12 protein-coding genes and 2 pseudogenes are annotated in these 19,666 nt (G+C 75.0%); 7 read left to right on the forward strand and 7 right to left on the reverse strand.

Translation table 11 applies throughout. The features are described 5' to 3' along the window. The first annotated feature begins 29 nt into the window (after positions 1-29). On the forward strand, positions 30-1,418 hold the full coding sequence (locus NRK68_RS36855; RefSeq protein WP_183069828.1) for a glycoside hydrolase family 15 protein: 1,389 nt from the start codon (positions 30-32) through the stop codon (positions 1,416-1,418). Positions 1,419-1,470: 52 nt separating this feature from the next. Here NRK68_RS36855 and NRK68_RS36310 read toward each other — a convergent pair whose 3' ends face one another. From NRK68_RS36310 to NRK68_RS36330, 5 genes are all read right to left on the reverse strand, one after another. After that, the gene (locus tag NRK68_RS36310; RefSeq protein ID WP_257858409.1) at positions 1,471-2,001 is read right to left on the reverse strand and encodes a hypothetical protein; all 531 of its coding nucleotides are present in this window, start codon (positions 1,999-2,001) and stop codon (positions 1,471-1,473) included. 855 nt (positions 2,002-2,856) lie between these two features. Then, positions 2,857-5,049, reverse strand: a complete 2,193-nt coding sequence (locus tag NRK68_RS36315; RefSeq protein WP_257858410.1) for a PIG-L family deacetylase — start codon at positions 5,047-5,049, stop codon at positions 2,857-2,859. An 815-nt stretch (positions 5,050-5,864) separates the two neighbouring features. After that, the gene (locus NRK68_RS36320) at positions 5,865-6,923 is read right to left on the reverse strand and encodes an aminoglycoside phosphotransferase family protein (protein ID WP_257858411.1); all 1,059 of its coding nucleotides are present in this window, start codon (positions 6,921-6,923) and stop codon (positions 5,865-5,867) included. A gap of 1,012 nt (positions 6,924-7,935) precedes the next feature. Beyond that, positions 7,936-9,027 carry a sugar ABC transporter substrate-binding protein gene (locus NRK68_RS36325; protein WP_183069796.1) on the reverse strand — a complete coding sequence of 364 codons (1,092 nt, stop codon included), beginning with the start codon at positions 9,025-9,027 and terminating at the stop codon, positions 7,936-7,938. 618 nt (positions 9,028-9,645) lie between these two features. After that, positions 9,646-10,806 carry a LuxR family transcriptional regulator gene (locus NRK68_RS36330; RefSeq protein ID WP_257858412.1) on the reverse strand — a complete coding sequence of 387 codons (1,161 nt, stop codon included), beginning with the start codon at positions 10,804-10,806 and terminating at the stop codon, positions 9,646-9,648. Positions 10,807-12,651: 1,845 nt separating this feature from the next. Between NRK68_RS36330 and NRK68_RS36340 the strand changes: the two genes are divergently transcribed. The 5 genes from NRK68_RS36340 (at position 12,652) to NRK68_RS36360 (ending at position 17,639) form a co-directional block, all read left to right on the forward strand. After that, positions 12,652-12,849, forward strand: coding sequence for a hypothetical protein (locus NRK68_RS36340; protein ID WP_183069794.1), 198 nt, complete (start codon positions 12,652-12,654; stop codon positions 12,847-12,849). Positions 12,850-13,242: 393 nt separating this feature from the next. After that, positions 13,243-13,758: a stress protein gene (locus NRK68_RS36860; protein ID WP_308296358.1), complete on the forward strand. Its 516-nt coding sequence runs from the start codon at positions 13,243-13,245 to the stop codon at positions 13,756-13,758. A 241-nt stretch (positions 13,759-13,999) separates the two neighbouring features. After that, positions 14,000-14,542 (forward strand): stress protein, encoded by a 543-nt coding sequence (locus NRK68_RS36350; protein ID WP_257858413.1) that lies wholly within the window; start codon positions 14,000-14,002, stop codon positions 14,540-14,542. A gap of 1,021 nt (positions 14,543-15,563) precedes the next feature. After that, a complete protein-coding gene (locus NRK68_RS36355; protein WP_257858415.1) occupies positions 15,564-16,352 on the forward strand; it encodes a dioxygenase family protein in 789 nt (262 codons plus the stop codon). Positions 16,353-17,120: 768 nt separating this feature from the next. Next, the gene (locus tag NRK68_RS36360) at positions 17,121-17,639 is read left to right on the forward strand and encodes a hypothetical protein (protein ID WP_257858432.1); all 519 of its coding nucleotides are present in this window, start codon (positions 17,121-17,123) and stop codon (positions 17,637-17,639) included. Positions 17,640-18,017: 378 nt separating this feature from the next. Here NRK68_RS36360 and NRK68_RS37035 read toward each other — a convergent pair. Both NRK68_RS37035 and NRK68_RS37040 read right to left on the reverse strand, forming a co-directional pair. Continuing rightward, positions 18,018-18,362: pseudogene (locus NRK68_RS37035) on the reverse strand (DDE-type integrase/transposase/recombinase); the annotation flags it as partial. Beyond that, positions 18,340-18,504, reverse strand: a pseudogene (locus NRK68_RS37040) (IS3 family transposase); the annotation flags it as partial. The pseudogenes NRK68_RS37035 and NRK68_RS37040, both read right to left, overlap by 23 nt. A 666-nt stretch (positions 18,505-19,170) precedes the next feature. Here NRK68_RS37040 and NRK68_RS36370 point away from each other — a divergent pair. Further along, positions 19,171-19,404, forward strand: coding sequence for a response regulator transcription factor (locus tag NRK68_RS36370; protein ID WP_257858417.1), 234 nt, complete (start codon positions 19,171-19,173; stop codon positions 19,402-19,404). The last annotated feature ends 262 nt before the right edge of the window (positions 19,405-19,666 follow it).

Here is a 19,666-nt window from a genome sequence, read left to right on the forward strand (position 1 = left end):
TTGTGTCGGATGCGGCGGAGGGAGTGGCGGTGTCCGGTGTCCTCGGCTGCTGGGCGGTGGTCGCGGCGGCGTTGACGAGTACGGTCGTCCCGGTGTGCGGTGCCGGAGGGCATGCGCCGTTGTCGGGGTTGGCCGCTCCCGCCGTCGGGGTGCTGTCCAATGCGACGGCCGCCGAGGGGGTTTCGGCGAAGCTGGCTGCCGGTGCCCGGTACGTGGAGGGCAGCAATGTGCTGCGGCTGGCGTCCGGCCGGTGGCTGTACCTGCCTTCGGGGCGGACGGAGTCGGTGGTGGTCGCGGCCGGTGACGGGCGGGCGCTGCGGCAGATCGGGCAGAGCCGGGCCTGGCTGGCGTCGGGCCGTGTCCCGGGGAGGTCCGCGGCCGAACGGGCGGCGGCCGGGCGGGCGCTGCTGGCGATGCGGGCGCTGCTGCGGCCCAACGGTGCGATGGCGGCGGGGTGGAGTCCGGGATGGATGTACTCGTGGCCGCGGGACTCGAGTTTCGCGTGTGCGGCGTTCGCGTACACCGGGCATGACGAGGAGGCGTTCCGGATCCTGCGGCACAGTGCCGCGACCCAGCGCGGGGACGGCAGCTGGGAGGCGCGTACGAAGCTCGACGGTTCCGGTCCGCCGGACGGCAGGCGGTGGCAGCTCGATGCCAACGGCTGGGTGCCGTGGGCGGCGTGGCAGTGGTACCGGGCGGCGCCGGCGGAGGGCCGGCGGGCGCGGCTGGAGGTTCTCTATCCGATGATCCGCAGGGCGGCGGAGCGTGCGGCGCGTTCCCTGGGGGCGGACGGGCTGCCTCCGGCTTCGCCGGACTACTGGGAGCTGATGACGGCCGGTCCGAACATCGGGACGGCCGCGCCGCTGCTGGCCGGGTTCAACGCGTCCGCGGACCTGGCGCGGGAGGCGGGCCGGCCCGGTGACGCGGTGCGGTGGGAGCGGGCGGCGCGGCGGCTGTCGGCGGGGATCTCGAAGCGGTTCTTCCCGGTGGGCTACCGGCGCACCGCTGACGGGCGGCACGGGCGTGACAGTGCGGTGACGTTCATGGCGCCGCCGTTCAACGCGGCGCCGGCCGGTCTGCCCGCGGCGCTGGATGCCACCTACCGGGCGCTGTTGCTGCCCAACGGGGGGCTGACGCCGGGTGATGATCCGGGGGCGCCGTGGGGTGCGACGGCGTGGACGCCCAGTACGGCGTTCTTCGCGCTGGCCTGGGCGGCCGGGGGCCGGCCGGGGAAGGCGGGGCCGGTGCTGGAGTGGGTGCTGTCGAAGCGGAACGTGCTGGGTGAGCTGCCGGAGAAGGTGGACCGGGAGGGGCGGCCGGCGTCGGTGGCGCCGCTGGCGTGGACGGGTTCGATCGTGGTGCTGGCGTTGGTGGCACTGGAGGCCGGCGGGCTGCCGGCCCCTCCCCTGGGCCCGTAGACGACCGGGGTACGGGGCGGGGCGTGCCGGGTGTGGCGGGGCGGGTGTCGGGTCAGGCGGGTCCGGTCGCCGCGCCGGGGGGCGGGGTGGTGCGGACCTTCTCCAGGGCGGCCAGCAGGCGGCGGTAGGCGGCCTGTTCGGCGGCGACCGCCCGTGCGAGGGCGAGGCGGCGGGGGTCCTGAGGAGACCGGTCCGGTGACCGGTCCGGTGACCGGTCCGGGGCGGGTGACCGGGCGGTGGTGGTGGCGGCCAGGCGGAGGGTTCTGGCCCGGCGTACGTCGCTCTCGGCGTCGAGGCAGGCCTGGTCGAGGAGGCGGTGGTCGAGTACTTCGGTGAAGGCGCGCCGGGCCAGGGTGTCGAGGCGGTCGAGGCGGTCGGCGCAGTGGGCGGGGTCGGGGGTGGCGCAGCCTTGTGCGAGGGCGGTGGAGAGGGCGTTCAGGGTGGCTGCGAGCCGCGGGTGGTCCCAGGCCGGGGCGGTGTCGTCACGGCAGCCGGTGGCGAGGGCCGTCACCGCCAGGCAGACGGCCAGGGCCAGGGCGCGGACGGCCGCCGCCGGCCCCGTGGGGGTGCGGGAAGCGGTCATGGGGGCCCCGTTCACCGGCGGTCAGGACATGGAAGGGCGGCGGCAGGACGCGGGCCCCGGCCCGGTCCGGCGTGGTGTGCCCGGCCGGGACGCCGGCGCGACCGGCGGGATGGGGGCGGCGGGGCGGCCGGTACGGACGGGGTGGTGGCCGGGCCGGCTGAAGCGGTGGCCCGGGTGGGCGGGACGGGCGGGGTCGCTGAGGCGGTGGCCCGGGCACTCCGGACGAGCGGGGGCGGCCGGTACGGCCGCGGCTCCCACGTGACCGGCAGAGCCCGGGTGACCGAGGTGGCCGAGGTGGCGGGGATGGTGGCCCGGGCGGCGGAAGCGGCCAGGACGGCACAGCCGGGCCGGACGGGCCGGACGGTAGTCCGGGCGGCCGAAGTGGCGGGAACCGGCCGGGTGGTAGCCCGGGTGGGCGAAGCCGGCGGAACGGGCCGGACGGCAGCCGGGACGACGCAGGGGGCCGGGACCGGCCGGGCGGTGGCCCGGGCGGCTGCAGCCGGGACCGGCCGGGTGGGTGAAGCGGCCGGGACGGGCCAGGTGGCGGGTGGGGCGGGTGCAGCGGCCGGAACGGCACGGCCGGGCGGGATGGGCCGGACGGTAGTCCGGGCGGCCGAAGTGGCGGGAACCGGCCGGGTGGTAGTAGCCCGGGTGGGCGAAGCCGGCGGAACGGGCCGGACGGCAGCCGGGACGGCGCAGGGGGCCGGGACCGGCCGGACGGTGTCCGGGGTGGCTGCGGTGGCCGGGACCGGCCGGGCGGTGGTCCGGGCGGCGGAAGCCGGGATCGGCCGGGTGGGTGGGGCGGTCGGGACGGGGCTGGTGGCGGGTGGGGTGGTCATCGTCGCTCGGTGGGGGTCACCTCTGCCAGCCGGAGGGCTGGCGGGCGGCCTGGGCGAGGGCGGTGGGGGTGATGGCGCGGTGCCACGGCGTGGGGGGTGCGGGCGCGGTGGGTGCGGTGGGCGCCGGGGTGGGGGTGGGCGGGGGTGTGGTGGTGAGGTGCAGGCCGGCGTCCAGGCCGAGGGCGGCGGCCAGGCCGGTGCCGTCGGGTGCGGTGAGGGCGGCCGGGGCGCCGGTGTAGAGCATCTGGGACTCGTGCCAGGCGGGTGTCTGTCCGGGGAGGGTGACGGCGGCGGTGCCGGTGGCGGCGCGGCCGGTGAGGAGGTGGCCGGCGGTGCCGACGGCGCCGTAGCCGCCTTCGCCGCCCGCGTCGGCGGGCGGGGAGAGGACCGGGCCGGCGGCAGGGCCGGCGGCGGCGGTGGCCAGGGTGGTGGTGACGGTGCCGGTGCCGGGGCGGCGGAAGGAGAGGCGGACGCCGTCGTCCTGCGCGGTGGCGGAGAGCACGCCGGTGGTCGCGGGCAGGCCGGTGGGGAAGGGTCCGGCGAGCGGGGCGCCGGGGGCGGGCTGGGTCCAGGCCAGGACGGTGCGGTCGGTGGCCGCGTACACGTGGCGGCGTCCGGCGCGGTCGGTGGCGGTGACGGGGTCGCCCTGCAGGGCGGTGCCGCCGAGGGTCTGCCAGGGGCCGAAGGCGGTGTCGGGGGCGGGCTGGGTGCGGGCGTGCAGGGTGCGCCGGGAGTCGCGTACGTAGACGGTGATGCGGCCGGTGGTGTCGACGGCGGCGGTGGGTGCGCCGGTGGCCGTGGTGGCGGAGGTGTCGCCGGTGCCGGAGGTGTCGCCGGCGTCGCCGGTGCCGGGGGTGTCGGGGGTGCCGAGGCTGTGCCAGGGGCCGAAGCCGGCGCCGGGGGCGCTCTGGAGGGCGTAGACGGTTTCGCGCCGGTAGTCCCGGGCGGTGGTGCCCAGGGTGGTGCGGGTGGCGAGGACGGCGATGCGGCCGTCGGGGAGACGGGCGGTGGACACGCCGGCGTCGAGGGTGGTGCCGGGGGCGGTGGCGGGCAGGAAGCGGGGGCCCTGCCAGTCCGCGGTGGGGCCGGGGCGGGTCCAGTGGGCGATCTGTCCGTCGAGGGCGGCGAAGGCGTAGAGCCGGCCGGGGGTGCCTTCGGTCATCCAGGTGGTGCTCTCGCCGCGGCTGTAGCGGATGGTCCGGTTCCATCCGGCGCCGGTGGGGCGGGTCGCGGTCTTGCGGTCGCCGCAGCCGGCGGGGCTGCCGCACCAGTCCTGGTGGTCGCTCCAGGCGTAGGTCTTGAGGTAGCCGAGTTTCTCCTCGGCGGCCTTGGCGTCGAGGGTGGGGGGCAGGGAGCTGTTGGGGTAGCTGACGTAGTTCTGGACGGAGAAGTGGGGCCGGTCGGTGAGGGCGGCGTAGCGTTCGGTGGCCGCCTGGACGAAGCGGGCCCCGTACATGTGGTCCTGGTGGTCGTGGAAGGCGCCGTCGGGGCGGGTGCGGCCGGGGGTGGGGTCCTGGGTGCGGATGGTGGTGGGTTTGTAGCGGGCGAGGACGCCGGCGATGGCCTGGACGGCCTGGTCCTTGGTGTAGGTGAAGGGGGTGGCGACGGGGGTGTGGGAGGCGAGCTGGGAGCCGAGGGCGGGGATCTTGCCGTCCCACAGGCCGCGCAGGCTGTCGGGGTTGTCGCCGGAGATGCTGCGGGCCTCGCGCATCTGCATCCAGACGAGGTTGACCTCGGGGCGGTCGAGGAGGACGTCGACCTCGGCGCTGCCGCCGCCGGCGGTGGGTATGGAGGTGCGCTGCCAGGTGCTGGTGCGGCGGCCGGTGGCCATTTCGGCGTAGGCGGCGCGTATGCCGTTCTGGCGGGCTTCGGCGTAGGCGGCGTGGTCGGCGGGGCGGGCGGGGTCCTGCAGGTGGGGGCTGTGGGCTTCGTTGCGGCCGTCGGACTCGCCGGCGGTGAGGTAGACGGTGGTGACCTTGATGCCGGTGGATATGGAGCGGCTGAGGTCGGGGTTCATGAAGAAGAGGTCGTCGTCGGGGTGGGCGACGAGCTGCAGGACGGTGCCCTCGGTGACGCTGGGCCGCAGGGGGGCGTGGGGGGCGGCCGGGTGGGCGTCGGTGTCTCCGTGGGCCCAGGTGGTGACCCCGGCGGCGCCGACGGTGAGTGCGGCGAGCAGGGCCGCGAGGCGGGTGCGGCTGGCCAGGGACATCTACGGGCGCCTTGGGGGTCGGTCCGGTGCGGGTGCGCGCCGAAGGGCGGGAGTCGGTGCCCCGATGGCTCCAGCACTTCCGGAGACGACCGGGGCCGATTATGCCCCGCGTGTTTTCTGCTGACACACCCTCAAGCACCATATGGAAACAAACCAGTTGAATACGACATATGGGCGGCTTGTACCGATTTGGTATTGCTTGGGCGGGGGTTGAGGCGGGGGTGGAGTGGCGCACGTCACTCCGGGGGGTGGGTGGGACGGGCGGTGCGGGCGGGTGCGGGCGGGTCGGGCGGGTCGGGTTGCGGGGCGCGGGGATGTGCGCCGCGGGGTGCGTGTGGGGGCGTACGGCGGTCCGGCGGCGGCCGGCGGGCCGGGCTGCGGGGCCCGGGGCGGGCGGGGGCGGAACGGGGCGGGCGGGCCGTTCACGGCGGGCTTCGCGCCGGGCGTGGGCGGGTCCGCCGCGGGGGCGTGGGCAGGTCTCCCGCGGGTCCGCCGCGGGTCCCTTTCCGCCGGGCTTCGCCGGGCTCCCCGCCGGGTCCTCGGCGGGCTCTTCGCCGGGGCTCCCGCGGGGCTTGCAGGTGCTTCTACGTGGGTTTACGGGCCTTTGCGGATCTTTACGGGGTTGTGCTCAGGGGTGCACTACCGGCCTGCTCCTCACGGGTCCCCCGGAGGCTGTCCGCAGGCTGTCCGCAGGCTTCCGCAGGTTTCCCGGGCGGCGTTGTTCCGGGGGCGCTCGGGGGCTCGGGGGCTGCTCGGAGGATGCTCAGGAGGGCTGGTTGGGGAGGGGGCTCGGGGGGTGGCCCGGCAGGGGTGGCTCAGGGGGTGGCCGAGGGGCGTTCGGCGGGCACCGGGCGGAGTGCGGGCCAGCGGGTGAGCATGCGGTGGTGCATGGCGGTGGTGAGGTCGCTCACACCGGCCAGGGCGGGATGGCCGGCGGTCATCGCGGCGACGGTCCGCAGGCGGTGGAGCAGTCGCTGGCGGGCGGTCGCGGTGCCCCACCTCCAGTCCCGGCGCGCGGCGCGGGCCAGGTGGTCGGTGCCGTCGCGGCGGGCCCGCTGGACCAGTGCGTCGCCGCGCAGCAGCCAGCCGGCGCATGCGTCGGTGAGGCCGCCGTCGGCCAGGCCGGGCACGTCGGTGCCGGTCGCTGCGCGCCACTGGGTGCGGTAGGCGTCCTCGGCCCGCCGCAGCAGCGGTTCGGGCGGCGAGGTGACGCACCAGCAGGTGGGGAAGCCGATGCGCAGGTAGGCCAGCTCCGTCAGGGCGCTGCCCAGGCAGGCCTGCTCGAAGTCGACGAACCTGATCCCCGCGGTGGTGTGGAGGTCGTTGCCGGGGCAGGGGTCGCCGTGGAGCAGGGCGTGCCCGGGTGCCCGGCCGAGCCGGTCCAGCAGGTTGGCGAGTTCGCCGGCCGCACTGTCGGTGACGGGGGCGGGGACGCCGAGCGTCCGGGCCAGCCGGAGGAAGGCGGCGGCGTCGGCCGGCTCCGGGCCCTGCCGGCGCGGCAGCGTACCGGTGTCCTCGGGGCCGGTGGTGGCGTGCAGGCGTGCGAGCGCGGCGGCGTAGCCGACGGTCCAGTCGGGGGCCGGTTCGCGGTGGTCGAGGTGTTCGGTCACCAGGACCCGTTGCCCGGGGTCGGTGGCCAGGAGGACGGGCGCCACCGGGGGCCGGGCCCGGGCGGCGATGCGCAGCGAGGCCGTCTCGCGGGCGTAGGCGTCGTCGGCGCCGGGACCGGCGACGATCTGCTTGAGAACGGCGGGCCCTTGGGCGAGGTCGACGCGCCACACGCGCGAGCGGGGACTGCTGGCCAGCCGCCGGGCGGGCCCCGGCACCCCGAGTTCCGCGCGCAGCACATCCCCGAACGGCAGTGACTGTCCCATGAGTTCATCCTTCCACCCGCTCGCGCACCACCGCACGGGAGTTACGGTCGTCGGCGGGCGCGCGGGCCGGCACGGACGCGCGGGCAGCGCGGGGCGGCAGGGGGCGGCGTGGGGCGGCACGGGCCGCTCCGGGCGGGCGCGGGGGCACGAGGCGTGGCGGGCTGGTGCAGGGGCGCAAGGCGGGGTGGGCGGTACGGGAGCAGCGCGAGGCGGGGCGGGCGGCGCGGGCGCGCAGCGGGCGGTACGCGGGGCACTGGCGGCTCGGACAACACGGGCGGCAAGAGGCGCAGCGCGGGCAGCTCGGACGGCACGGGCAGCTCGGACGGCACGGGCGGCTGCGGGCCGGCGCGGGCGGCACCAGGGGGATGCCAGGCGGCGCGGGCTGACACAGAGGCACGAGGCGGTACCGGCAGTGCGGGGGTCCGAGCAGCCCAGGCTGGTGCGGCGGCGGAGGCAGCACGGGCCGGCGCGGGCGGACACCGGGCGGTACGGGCAGTACGGGCGTTACGAGCAGCGCGAGGCGGCACTGGCCGCTCGGACGGCGCGGACGGTACGGGCGGCGCGGACGGTACGGGCTGGCACGGGGGACGCGAGGCGGGGCGGGCGACACGAGCAGCGGAGGCGGCACGGGCCGCGCGGGGGCGCGGGCCTGCACGGGCGGACATGGAGCGGCCGAGGACCGGCAGAGGCGGTACGGGCGGCGAGGGCCGGGCATGGGCGGGCGGGATGCGGGGCGGCCGGGGATGCCGGGCGGTCTGGGGATGCGGGGCGGCGAGGGAGTGCCGGGGTGCGGGCAGGGCGGGGCGGGGCGGGGAGCATGAGGGGGCGGGGGTGGGCGGGCCCGGCGGCGTACTCCTTCATGTCCGGTGCCGCCGCCGGCACCTCCCGCCCGCGGGCGGGGGCCCGCACCGGTCCGCACAGGTCCGCACGGGCCGCACGGGCCCGCGTAGATCTGTGTGGCGGATCTGCGCGGGGCCCGCGCGGGTGGGGTGCGGCGGGGGTGGGGTGGGTGTTACTTCAGGCCGATCTCTTCGCAGGTGGCCTTGAGGGTTTCGGTGCAGATGTCCTCGATGCTGTAGACGCCGTCGAGGACCACGGTGGTGGCGATGTTGTTCCGGTTCACCGCCGTGCCGGGGATCAGGACGGCCGGCACGCGCTTGTTGGTGGGGCTGGAGACCACCTGGTTGATGATGCCGTCGATCTTGTCGCCCTTGGCGAGGAGGACGGCGAGTTCGGCCGCGGCCTCGGCCTCGCGGGCGTAGGGCTTGTAGACGGTCATGTGCTGGTCGCCGGCGACGATGCGGCGTATGCCGGCGAGTTCGGCGTCCTGGCCGGTGACCGGCGGCAGCGGGGAGACGCCGGCGGCCTTGAGGGCGGAGATGATGCCGCCGGCCATGCCGTCGTTGGCGGAGTAGACGCCGACGATCTTGTCCCTGCCGAGTGCGGAGAGCGCGGCGGTCATGTTGGTGTTGGCGTTCTCCGGCTTCCACTCGACGGTGTCGTACTCCTTGCCGACGTTGACCTTGCCGTCGAGCACGGAGCGGGCGCCGGCCTTGAAGCTGGCGGCGTTGGGGTCGGTGACCGCGCCGTTCATCATGACGATCTTCCCGGTCCTGGCCTTGTCGCCCAGGGCCTCCAGCATCGCCTTGCCCTGGACGCGGCCGATGTCCTCGTTGTCGAAGGAGGTGTAGGCGTCGATCGGGCCCTCGGCCAGGCGGTCGTAGGCGACGACCGCGATGCCGGCCTCCTTGGCCTTCGTCACCGCGCCGGCGATGGCCTTGGAGTCCACCGCGTCGATGACCAGGACGTCCACCTTGTCCTTGATCATCGCTTCGGCCTGGGTGTTCTGCCGGGCCGCGTCCCCGGCCGCGTTGGCGTAGAGGACCTTGCCCTTGCCCAGGGTCAGCAGGGCGACCTTCTTCTCCATCAGCGGCTTGTCGAACTTCTCGTAGCGCGCGGTCTCGTTCTCGGGGAGCAGCAGGCCGATCCTGACCGCGTCGCTGCTGCCGCTGCCGCCTTCTTCGGTGGTTCCGCAGGCGGTGAGTGCGGCGGCGAGCGCCACGACGGCCAGAGCTATGGGGGCACGCCCCAGGTACGCGTTCACGAGGTGAGCCTCCCTGACGGGGCCGTGTCCGTACGGCCGGGGTGGAGGCAGTCAACGTGCCCGCACCGCTGTCGTCAAGAAGTGAATCCTTAACGAGATGGCAACGCTGTCACCGCCCCGTCCCGCCCCGTCCCACCCCGCCCGGTCAGGGGTTTCCCTCTGCCGGGGGCTGCTCGGCTGCGGGTGTGACACCAACTCCTGAAGGATGGGGGCGGGGTGGGTGTTCGACACGTGGCACGGGCGGAGTGCCTTCCTGCCGGGCGGGGGCCCGACGGGCGGCCGGCGGGGGGTAGGAGCTTCCGCCCCGGGCGGGGCCGGGAGGGGTCCGGCCCTCCCACCGGGCAACGGCTGCCGGGGCCGACCGGGCGGGGGCGGCGGTGACCGAGCGGTGGGCCACCCCAGGCAGGGCCTCCCGCCGACGGGGGCGGTCCGGGCGGATGGCCGACGGGGTGGGGGCTCCCGCCGGACAGCGCGGGCAAGGCCCTGGGCCCCAGCCGGGCGGGGTGGCCTGCCGGGGGGCCAGCCCAGGCATGCCTCCCGCCGGGCGGGCGGCGGGTGGGCCGACTGACCGACGGACCGGCGGGCTGACTGGCCGACGGCGCCCGCAGGGGGCGGGGGTCAGGGGGCGGTGGTGGCGCGGTGGGGGTCTGCGGGTGGTGGGGCGGTGGACGCCGAGCGCAGGGCGAGGAGGTATCCGGCCTGGAAGCGGCTCTCGGCGCCCAGTTCGTCCATCAGCTCGGCGATGTGGCGCCGGCAGGTCCGCAGGGACATGCCGAGCCGGCGGGCGATGAGCTCGTCCTTGGCGCCGTCGGCGAGCCGGCCGGCGATCGTGTCCTGCAGCTGGGTCGCGGTGGTCGCGGTGTAGGAGGCGGAGAAGGGCTCGGCCAGGCCCCAGGCGTTGGCGAAGACCGAGCAGAGGAAGGCGACGGCGGAGGGTTCGCGCAGGACGACGGCGGCGTCGGGGTTGTCCCAGACCGGGAGGAAGGCCGTGGCACGGTCGAAGACCAGCATCTTGCCGAAGAGTTCGCCCAGGGTGCGGACCTCGGCGCCGGCGGCGCTGACGGCCCGGACGTATTCCTGGGTGCCGGGGCTGTAGCGGGCGGTGTGCTGGTAGAGGGTGTGCAGGCGTACTCCGCGGCCCAGCATCTCCAGGTCCCGCGGGAGCGCGCGTTCGAGGTAGCCGGGCGGGCGGCCGCCGCCGGGCTGGACGGTGAGGACCTCCTCGGTGCAGCGGGCCGCGGTGTCCGCGATGAGGAGCATGACGCGGTCGCGGGACTCGACGACCTCGACGGCGCCGGAGTCGGTACCACGGCGGTAGGTCTCCTCGTACAGGGGGATCAGCGAGCTGAGCCTGGCGCGGGTGCGTTCCAGGGTCTCCAGGCGGCGGCGCAGCCGGTTCTCCTCCGGTCCGACCAGTTCGGCGGCGGCGGTGTAGGGGCTGACGGCCCGCCACCGGGCGGGGGTGGTGTCGGGGTCGCGGGCCAGGAGGCGGTGGCGGAGGAGTTCGGCGGCGGCGTGCCCGGTGTGTTCCTCGCTCAGGCCGAGCGCGGTGGCCAGGGCGGTGGTCGGCTGGGGGCCGCCCTCCAGCAGCCGGGTGTAGAGCCGGACCGCGGCCGGACCGAGCTCCGCGACCTCCCCCGCCGCCGGCTCCGGGAACGGAGGCGGTGGCGGGGCCGCGGCGCGGTCCGCGACCGGGGACGCGTCCGCGGTCGCGGAGGGGAGCGGCGCTGGAGCTGCGGCCGGGACAGCAAACGGATCCGGGGCTCGATCCGCGGCCACGACCGGGAACGGGGCCTGGTCCCGGTGCGGCTCCCGGTGCGGCTCCCGGTCCGAGGCCGGGAACGAAAGCGGGTCCGAGGCCGGGAACGGGTCCGCAGCCGGCACTGCAGCCACAGCCGGGCCCGGAGCCGCAGCCGGGGCCGGGGCCGAGACAGGGAACGGGAGCGGGGCTTGATCCGCGGCCACGACCGGGAGCGGGGACTGGCCCGCGCCCTGCGCCAGGCCCGAGAGCGGGTCAGGGGCCGGAGAAGAGTGCGCGGCCCGGTACGGGTGCGGGTGCGGGTGCTGAGCACGGCCCGGGCCCGAGGCCAGGGATGGGGCCGGGTGCGGTTCGGGGCCCGGGCCTGCATCCGGGACTGGGGCCGGAGCCCGATCCGTGACCGTGACCGGGGCCGCCAGCGGGTCCTGACCCCGGTGCGGGGCCGGGTCCGCTGCTGGGGCCGCAGCCCGGTCCGTGGCCGGGGGCGAGGACGCGACCCGGGCTGGGGCTGGTTCCAGGGACGGGGCCGGGAGCGGGAGCGGGTTCTGGTCCTGGCCCGGGTACAGCTCCCGGTCCGGGCGCGGGGGCGAGTCCTGGTTTCGGTGCGGGGCCGAGGCCGAGGCCGGGAACAGCGCCCGGTCCGCGGCCGGGTCCTGCTCCTGGCCCCGGTCCGGGTCCGGCTCCCGGTCCGGAGCCGGGGCCTGAGCCCGGTCCAAGGCCTGCGCAGGGGCCGGAGCCGGGGCCCGGTCCGCGATGGGGGTCGGAGCAGGAAGCGGGTCCGGGCCCGGGCCTGGAGCGCTGTCAGTGGCCCGGGCAGGGACTGGGTGCGGAGACCGGGCCCCGACCGGGGCCAGGCCCGGCTCCGAGGCGGCAACCGGTGCCGGGTCCGGGCGCGGGTCCTGGCCTTGGGGCGGGTGCGGGGACGGGCCCCGGTCCGCGACAGGGGCCGGAGCCGAGGGCAGGTCCGGGGACGGAGCCGGAGCCGAGGGCAGGTCCGGGGACGGGGCGGAAGACGGGGCCGAGGCCGCAGCCACAGTCGGGCCCGGGCCCGTAGCCACAGCCACAGCCACAGCCACAGCCACAGCCAGGGATGGGTCCACGCCCGGGACAGGGATCACAGCCGGGAATGGGTCCAGGCCCGGGACAGGGGCCACAGCCGGGGATGGGTCCACGCCCGGGACAGGGGCCACAGCCGGGAGCGCGTCCGGGCCCGGGACAGGGGCCACAGCCGGGAGCGCGTCCGGGCCCGGGACAGGGGCCACAGCCGGGAGCGCGTCCGGGCCCGGGACAGGGGCCACAGCCGGGAGCGCGTCCGGGCCTGGGTGCCGGCCTCGTTCCGGGCCCGGGTCCTGGCCCTGTTCCGGGCCCGGGTCCTGGCCCTGTTCCGGGGCCGGGTGCGGGGCCCGGGCCGGGTGCGACGGGGGCGGTAAGGCTCCCGACGCCTCGGCGGATGCCCCGGTATCACTGGTTCTGTCCATGTTTTGGACCCCTCCCTTTCGTGCCACGCACCTTGCTGAGGCCCGCACCCGCTGGACCCCGAGTTCCCGGCCGGGGATTCTTGAGTCACCGGAAAGAAAGACCCGGCAGGAATCAGATCGGAATTCACTTTCTCAGGAGAACAGCATGAAGTTCACTCGGTTCCTCTGCACGGCGGCGCTGGCCGCGGGTATTGCGGGCAGCATTGTTTCCGGCGCGGCGACGGACTCCGGATCCGGTCCGGCTTCCGCACGGACCGCCGCCCCGTGCGACAGCCGTCCGGGGGACACCGAGTGGACGAACCCCGCAAGCCACTGCCCTCCGGCCCTCTAGAGCCGATCGGGCGCCAGCAGGTTCCACCACCGCGCGAAAGTCACGGGAAGAACCCGATGCCGAACCCCCCTCCACGCCCCAGGGAAGCCGGTCTTCCCTGGTGGCAGACCCTCTCGCTGCTCTGCGCCGGATGCCTGGCCATCCTGCTGCACCGGCGGTTCACCGGCCTCTCCCCCGCGCCGGCCCCCCGCCGCACCGGCGGCGGGAGGCCGCCGCACAACGACGCGGCCACCCATCTCACCACTTCCTGGTGACAGAAAAACCAGAAAAACCTTCCCCCGCCCCCGACGCACGAGAGCGCTTTCAGTAAATCAGTGATCGAGGGCGGCGGAGGGGTCGGCCGAATGGGTTCGGCCTGAAATAGGCCCGATCCTTTCCTTTCCGGCCCGCCGGCCGGCAGTACCAGGGCGGGCGGACGCTCCCCGGAAATCCTGTTCCGGGGGTACCGGATTCACAGTCCGGCATTCACCCGGCACACCCCCTCCCGCCCCACCCCGATCCACTGCCCCCCGGCCTGCCCTGGTCCACCCCGCCCTGCCCCGGCCGGCCCCGGCCGGCCGCCGCCCGGCCCGCCCTTCGGTGCCCGTCGGCCCGCAGGGCTCCCACAACCACCGAATGCCCGGTACATCCCTTGAAGGAGTAGATCCATGCGTATCAGCCGCAAGCGTGTCGCCGTCATGATCGTCAGCTCGGTCGCCGCCGCGGGGGTGCTCCTGCCCTCCACCGCCTCCTACGCCGCCCAGACGCCCGCCCCGGCCGCGGTCTCGGCAGTCGCCCCGGGCGAGGCGGGCGCCCTCGCGGGGAAGGTCGATGTCGCCTCCGCGGTCCTCGACATCACCCAGAAGATCATCAACATCGTCAACGACGCCATCGAGCGCAAGCAGAACCGCTCCGGCTACGTGAAGTCCCTGATGGAGGGCGCCTTCTACGAGTCGGGCCAGCGCTACAACGTGATGGTCATCAACAACGCCAACAGCTACACCCCCAACCTGCACGGCGTGGTCTACGACGCCAAGGTCAGCGGCATCCACGGCACCTACCGGGTACTGGTCTTCGAGTCGGGCCAGTTCACCAACCACGGCGACGGCGGCTGGATCAACTGGGCCTTCCGCGGCTGGTTCGACCGCGACGGCGGCTACGTCAACTTCCGCCGCTCCTGGTAACCCGCCACCCGCCGGCCCCGCCCCACCCCCGCTCCGTCCCCTCCCCGCTCCGTCCCCTCCCCGCTCCGTCCCCGGAACCGGCCTCGTCCCCGGCCGTGCCCGCGCCCGCGTCCGCGTCCGCGCCCCACGCCCGTCCCCCGGTCCCACCCCTGAGCCCGCCACGCCCCCGCCCCACACCCCGGCGCCCGGGGCCCGGCTCTCATCGCCCGTTTCCCTCCCCGAAGAACAGGACTCCACCGTCATGCGCCGCAACACCACGCTCGCCACGATCGCCCTGACCGCGCTCACCCTGACCGGGGCGGCCGCCCTCCCGGCCCAGGCCGCCGGACACCCCGCCCCGGCCCCCGCCGTCTCCGCTCCCGCCTCCCCCGCCACCGCCTCCCCCGCCGCGTCCGAACCCGACGCCGCGGCCGCCGCCGACAAGAGCGTGACCGTCAACGTCTCCATGGACCAGCTCGGCCGCGGCCAGGCCATCGCCGACGCACTGCGCGGCATCAAGACCGACGACCGCGGCACCTTCGTACAGGAAGCCGTCGACAAGGCCTTCAAGGCCGCCGGCGGCTGGCACAACGTCATGCTGTTCAACCTCAGCCAGAACTACAACGACCAGTTCCAGGGCACCCGCGTCTACGCCAACGTGAAGTGGGGCAACATCCACTACGGCCTGTGGATCTTCGAGTCCGGCCAGTTCACCAACCAGGGCGACGGCGGCTGGATCAACTGGGGCTTCACCGGCTGGTACGAGCGCAACGGCGGCCACGTGAAGTTCAACCGCTCCTGGTAACCCCACCACGAGCCCACCGGCGGCCCCCTCCGGATCCGTTCCCACGGACACCGGCAGGGGGCCGCCGGGCACACCCCACCCCACCCGAATCGGCCGGAACCCAGACCGGTCGGCCGGTCAGCCGGACGGCAACCCGCCGGCAGACCGGAACCGCCACAACCCCGCCACCCAGCCGCACCCCGTACACACCCACACCGGCACCGGGCACCGGCACCGCATGCCCGCCGGTCCGCCGGACCGTCCCACACCGTGAAGGCGATACGGGCGGCAGCGCGGCCACGCCCCAGGAGACCGGCCGAGAACACCGGCCCGGAAAAGACAGCGTCCCCCGCCGCACCGGCCCGCCCGGCCGGCGGCCGCAGCCGGCACGCACCTCAACAAACCCGTACCCCGGACCACCAGCACAGCAGCAGAGGCGGAGACGGACGGCGGCGAGGCGGCCGACGGACCGGACCGTCCTGGCCGGCCGCCCGGATGAGCGGCCCGCCGGAGCAACCCAGGACGTCCGCAGGACGAACACGCCGACCGAGAGAACCAGCAGACCCACAGGCACCGGTGTCGACGCCGGCGTCAGCACCGGCCACCCGCTCTGCGCAGCGGCCCCGATCGGCACACCGGCCACGGGCTGCCGAAGCCGGCCGGACCGGACCGCACCACCCCCGACCCCGCACAACCCACCCACCCCGCGGACCCATCCCGCAGGCCCACCCCGCAGCCCCTCGCCGAACACCTCGACCGCACCCGCACCGACCGCCCCGCACCCGCCCCGGCCGCAGAGCGGCAGGGAAGACCGGAAGCGAGGAGCCGGCAGGCGCGGGCAGGCAGCCGAAAGGACCGGCGGCACGGACAGAAACGAAACAGGCACGGATGCACGGACAGGGTCGCGGGCGGGGAGCCGGTGGGGTGGAGGGAGGTGTGTCGGTACCGGACGGCCAGGGCCGCTTCCGGCACGGTGGGGCGCGTGTCCAGCCGTCCGTCCCCCGCGAACGAACGGCCCCCGGGGCGTGTGTGAGGGGTTCGCATGACCGAGAACAACAAAACCACCAGCACCACCACCGGCCCCGGCCCGGGCACCACCACCGGCCCCGGCCCGGGCGCCGGCTCCCCGGCGACCAGCCGCCGTGCCCTTCTCCTGGCCGCCGGCTCGGCCGGAGCCGCCGCCGTGCTGAACGCGGCATGCGCCGGCCCCTCCCGGACCCAGGCCGTATCGGGACACCCCTCCGCCTCCCCTCCCCCGACCCCCGCCCCGCCGGGAACGGGCACCACCACGGCCCCGGCCTGCGTCCTCGCCGTCCAGGCCGGCGCCGGACCGTACTACCTGGATCTGGACCTGGTCCGCTCCGACATCACCCAGGACCGCAGCGGAGTACCACTACGGCTGGACCTGACCGTGGTACGCGTCCCCGACGGCTGCCGGCCCCTCGCCGCCGCAGGCGTCGAGGTATGGCACGCCGACGCCGCCGGCCACTACTCCACCGGCAAGGACACCTTCCTGCGCGGCACCCAGATCACCGACCACACCGGACAATGCGTGTTCCACACGATCGTCCCCGGCTGGTACGCAGGCCTGGCCCCCCACATCCACTTCAAAGTCCGCCCCGACACCCACACCGAGACCACCTCACAGTTCTTCTTCCCCGAAAACCTGCTCACCCGGATCTACACACACCAGCCCTACGCCCGCCGCACCCCACCCGAACACCCCAACCAACACGACAGCCGCTACCGAACCGCCGCAAAAAACATGACACTCCCCCTCACACCCCACAAAAACGGCTACCGCGCCGCCTACACCATCGGCATCACCTGACCCCCCACACCAACACCGACCGGCACACCACCCACCCACCCGCCGGGCAGACAGCCAGACACCCCGACAGACACACAAACCGGCACACCACCGGCCCGACACACCGGCACCCCCACAGACCGGCCGGAACACCAGCAGGCAGCTCACAGGCACCACAGCGGCGTACAGACTCGACCAGGGGAACACCACCAGCCCCCCAGAGCGCCGGAACCCGCACCGCACCCCACCCCGTGCGACTCCCCCCACGCCCCGAACACCGACAGAACCCTCACCGACCAAAACGGCAAACGGCAGCAGACGGGCCAGCGCACCGGCGGCCGGCCACACCACCAAACCAGCGGCCCACACATCAGCAGACGGCAGGCAGCAGGCAGCAGGCAGCAGGCAGCAGGCAGGCCAAGTACTACACCGGCGGCCGGGCGGTCACACGACAAACCAACGGCACAGACGGTCGGTCGCATCGGCAGACCAGCGGCCGCGAGCCGGCGGGCGGGCCAACCGACGGACGGCCGCCCCGGGCCGACCGACGGACCGGGTCCGGTCCTGGCCGCAGCGTGGCCGGGCGGCTCCTTCACCGCGGCCTGTCCCGGAGATGCTGTTCCCGGAGCTGCTGGGTGGGTCCGCGGGTTCGCAGAGGCCCGGGCATCCACAGGCCAGAAGAGACACCCGAGGACGGGAAGCCGCCAGCAGGTGCGGCCCGCGCCCGGATCGGAGAAGCTGGGCATGGCCGCAGCGCCGCCGGGCGCGACGGATGCGCAAGGAGGTCACGTGGACGTTTCAGGACACAGCCGAAACGCCCGCGGACCGCGGGCCCGCACCCGAACCCGGACCCGGACCGGAATCCTGCTGAGCGCCGCAGCAGCCCTCGCGGCAGCCGCGATACCGGTCTGCGCACCACACCCCACAGCCACCGCCGCACCCGCCCCCGACCCGGTCGTCGTCGACTGCTTCTCCAAACCCCAGATACGCCCCGAGGAATACCTCCTGGCCTGCGGCGACGGCAACAACCGGCTCGTCGACCTCACCTGGAACACCTGGGGCCCCCACACCGCAACGGCCACCGGCACCGACCTGGTCAACGACTGCCGCCCCTACTGCGCGGCAGGCCGCTTCCGCCCCTACCCGGTGACCGTCACCCTCAGCCACCCCCAACCCTGGCCCGACCACCCCGGCACCCAACGCTTCAGCACCATCCGCCTCCTCTACACCGACACCGCCCCCTCCCCCGTCCCCAAAGACGTCACCTACAAACTCGTCTACGAACCACCCCCCACACCCACCCCCTGACCCACCACACACCACACACCACACACCCACAAGCACACATCGGCACACACCCTCACACCCCGAAAGACCCACCCGGAGCCACCCACCCGGGGCCGACACACCGGGGGCCCACACACCCGGGGCCCACACACCCGGGAGGCACACACCCGGGAGCCACACACCCGTGAGGTTGTGGTTGTTCCTGTTTGGCGGACAGGTTGTTCGTGCCGGTCCGGCTGCGAGGCTTCTGTATTCGGTTGGGCTTCGGGAGCCGAGGCCGGAGCGCTCGTCCTTGAGGCCGGCGAAGAAGGATCCGGCGAGAGCACTGTCCCGGCAGACACCGGTCCGTCCGACGAAGAGCCGGATGTCGTGGGCAGCGGCGAGGGCAGCGAAGGCGCCGTCGGTGTATTGGCTGCCGCGGCCGGAATGGAAAACGACCGGTCCTTCGGGTTGCCGCTGGTGGCATGCGGCTTTGAGGGCGTCCGCGGCCACCGGGGTGCCGAGAAGGCCGGAGGGGTCCCAGCCGACGACGCGGCGGGCGGCGACGGCGATGACAGTGGCGAGGTGGAGCCAGCCCCCACCGGCCGGGATGCAGATTGATGTCGCCGCACCAGCACATGTCCAGGACCTCCGGACCGGGCCGGAAAACGCGTCGCAGCAGGTCGGCGCGGGTTTGCACGTGAGGATCGGGCATGGTGGCGCGCTGCCCTCGCCTGCGGCGGCGGCCGGCCAGGCCGACGGCACGCATCAGCCGGGCGACCCGGCGCCCGCCACAGAAATGGCCCTCACACCGGGAGGGCGCATACACGCCCGGGGCCCCGTAGAGGCCGCGGGACTGTTCGCGAACCTTCCTGATGCGGACACTCCGCTCCGCATCACGGACCAGACCTTCACCGGCTCACACACCCGTTTGACACTGTGACCTGCCTGCTTCCCCGCCTCGATGAACGGGACGACCGTCACCGGGTCCCCCTCACGAAGAAAGCCGTGGCCGCTCAAGGATCCCGACATCCCCCCCGCAGACGGCGGCTCTCCCGCCGCAACCGCGCCCGTTCCGCCCGCCCGTCACACTCCAGGCCCCCGGGCAGGGAAACACCAGGCCGGACCGGGCCAGGCCAGGAGGGCAGAGCCGGGCCAGGCGGGACCGGCCGGGCCGGGAGGGCGAGGGCGGGGCCGGGCCGGGCCAGGCGGGCCGGGAGGGCGGGCCAGGCGGGCCAGGCGGGGCCGGGCCGGGAGGGGGGAGGGAGGGAGGGGAGGGCCGAACCGAGAGGGAAACGCCAGGCCGGGAAGGCCAGGCCGGGAAGGCCGGGCCGGGCCGGGCCGGGCCGGGCCGGGCCGGCCCGGGAGGGGAGGGCTAGGAGGGCGGGGCCGGGCCGTAAACACCCCGAACGGGGCCTGTCACACGCCTGTGACAGACGACGGACAACCCCATGAACTCCCCCAACCACGCTCTACACAAGAGAACAAAAAAGGACATACCGCCAAATGTCCCCCTCCTGCTTCCGAGGACGCGAGCAGCCGACACACCAGCCGCCCCGGCAGAGGAAAACCCATGACCCACACACCCACCACCCCCACCCCCGCACCCGACCCCGCACCCGAACTCGCACCCCGCGAACAGGAAACACTCCGACACATCGCCGCCGGACACACCTACCACCAAACCGCCCGCCACATGGGACTCTCCACCCACACCGTCGACGCCTACCTCCGCCGCATCCGCACCAAACTCAACATCAACACCACCGCCGAAATGACCCGAGCCGCCATCACCCTCGGACTCTGACCACCACCCACACCCACACCCACACCCACACACCGACACCCACACACGGACCACCCGCACACGGACACACCCGCAGGACCAGACCGGGTCGGACAACGGCAGGCCGAACCACACTGCCGGGGCAGGCGACCAACGCACCCCACCCGCACCTCATCGTTGAACCAGCAACCACCCGCGGAGCACACCCCCGCAGCCGAGCCCTGACCGCAAGGCATACCGCCGGCACCAACCCAAGCCCACGCCCCCAGCCCCAGCCCCGGAC

Source organism: Streptomyces yangpuensis (assembly GCF_024666385.1).
Taxonomy (GTDB): domain Bacteria; phylum Actinomycetota; class Actinomycetes; order Streptomycetales; family Streptomycetaceae; genus Streptomyces; species Streptomyces yangpuensis.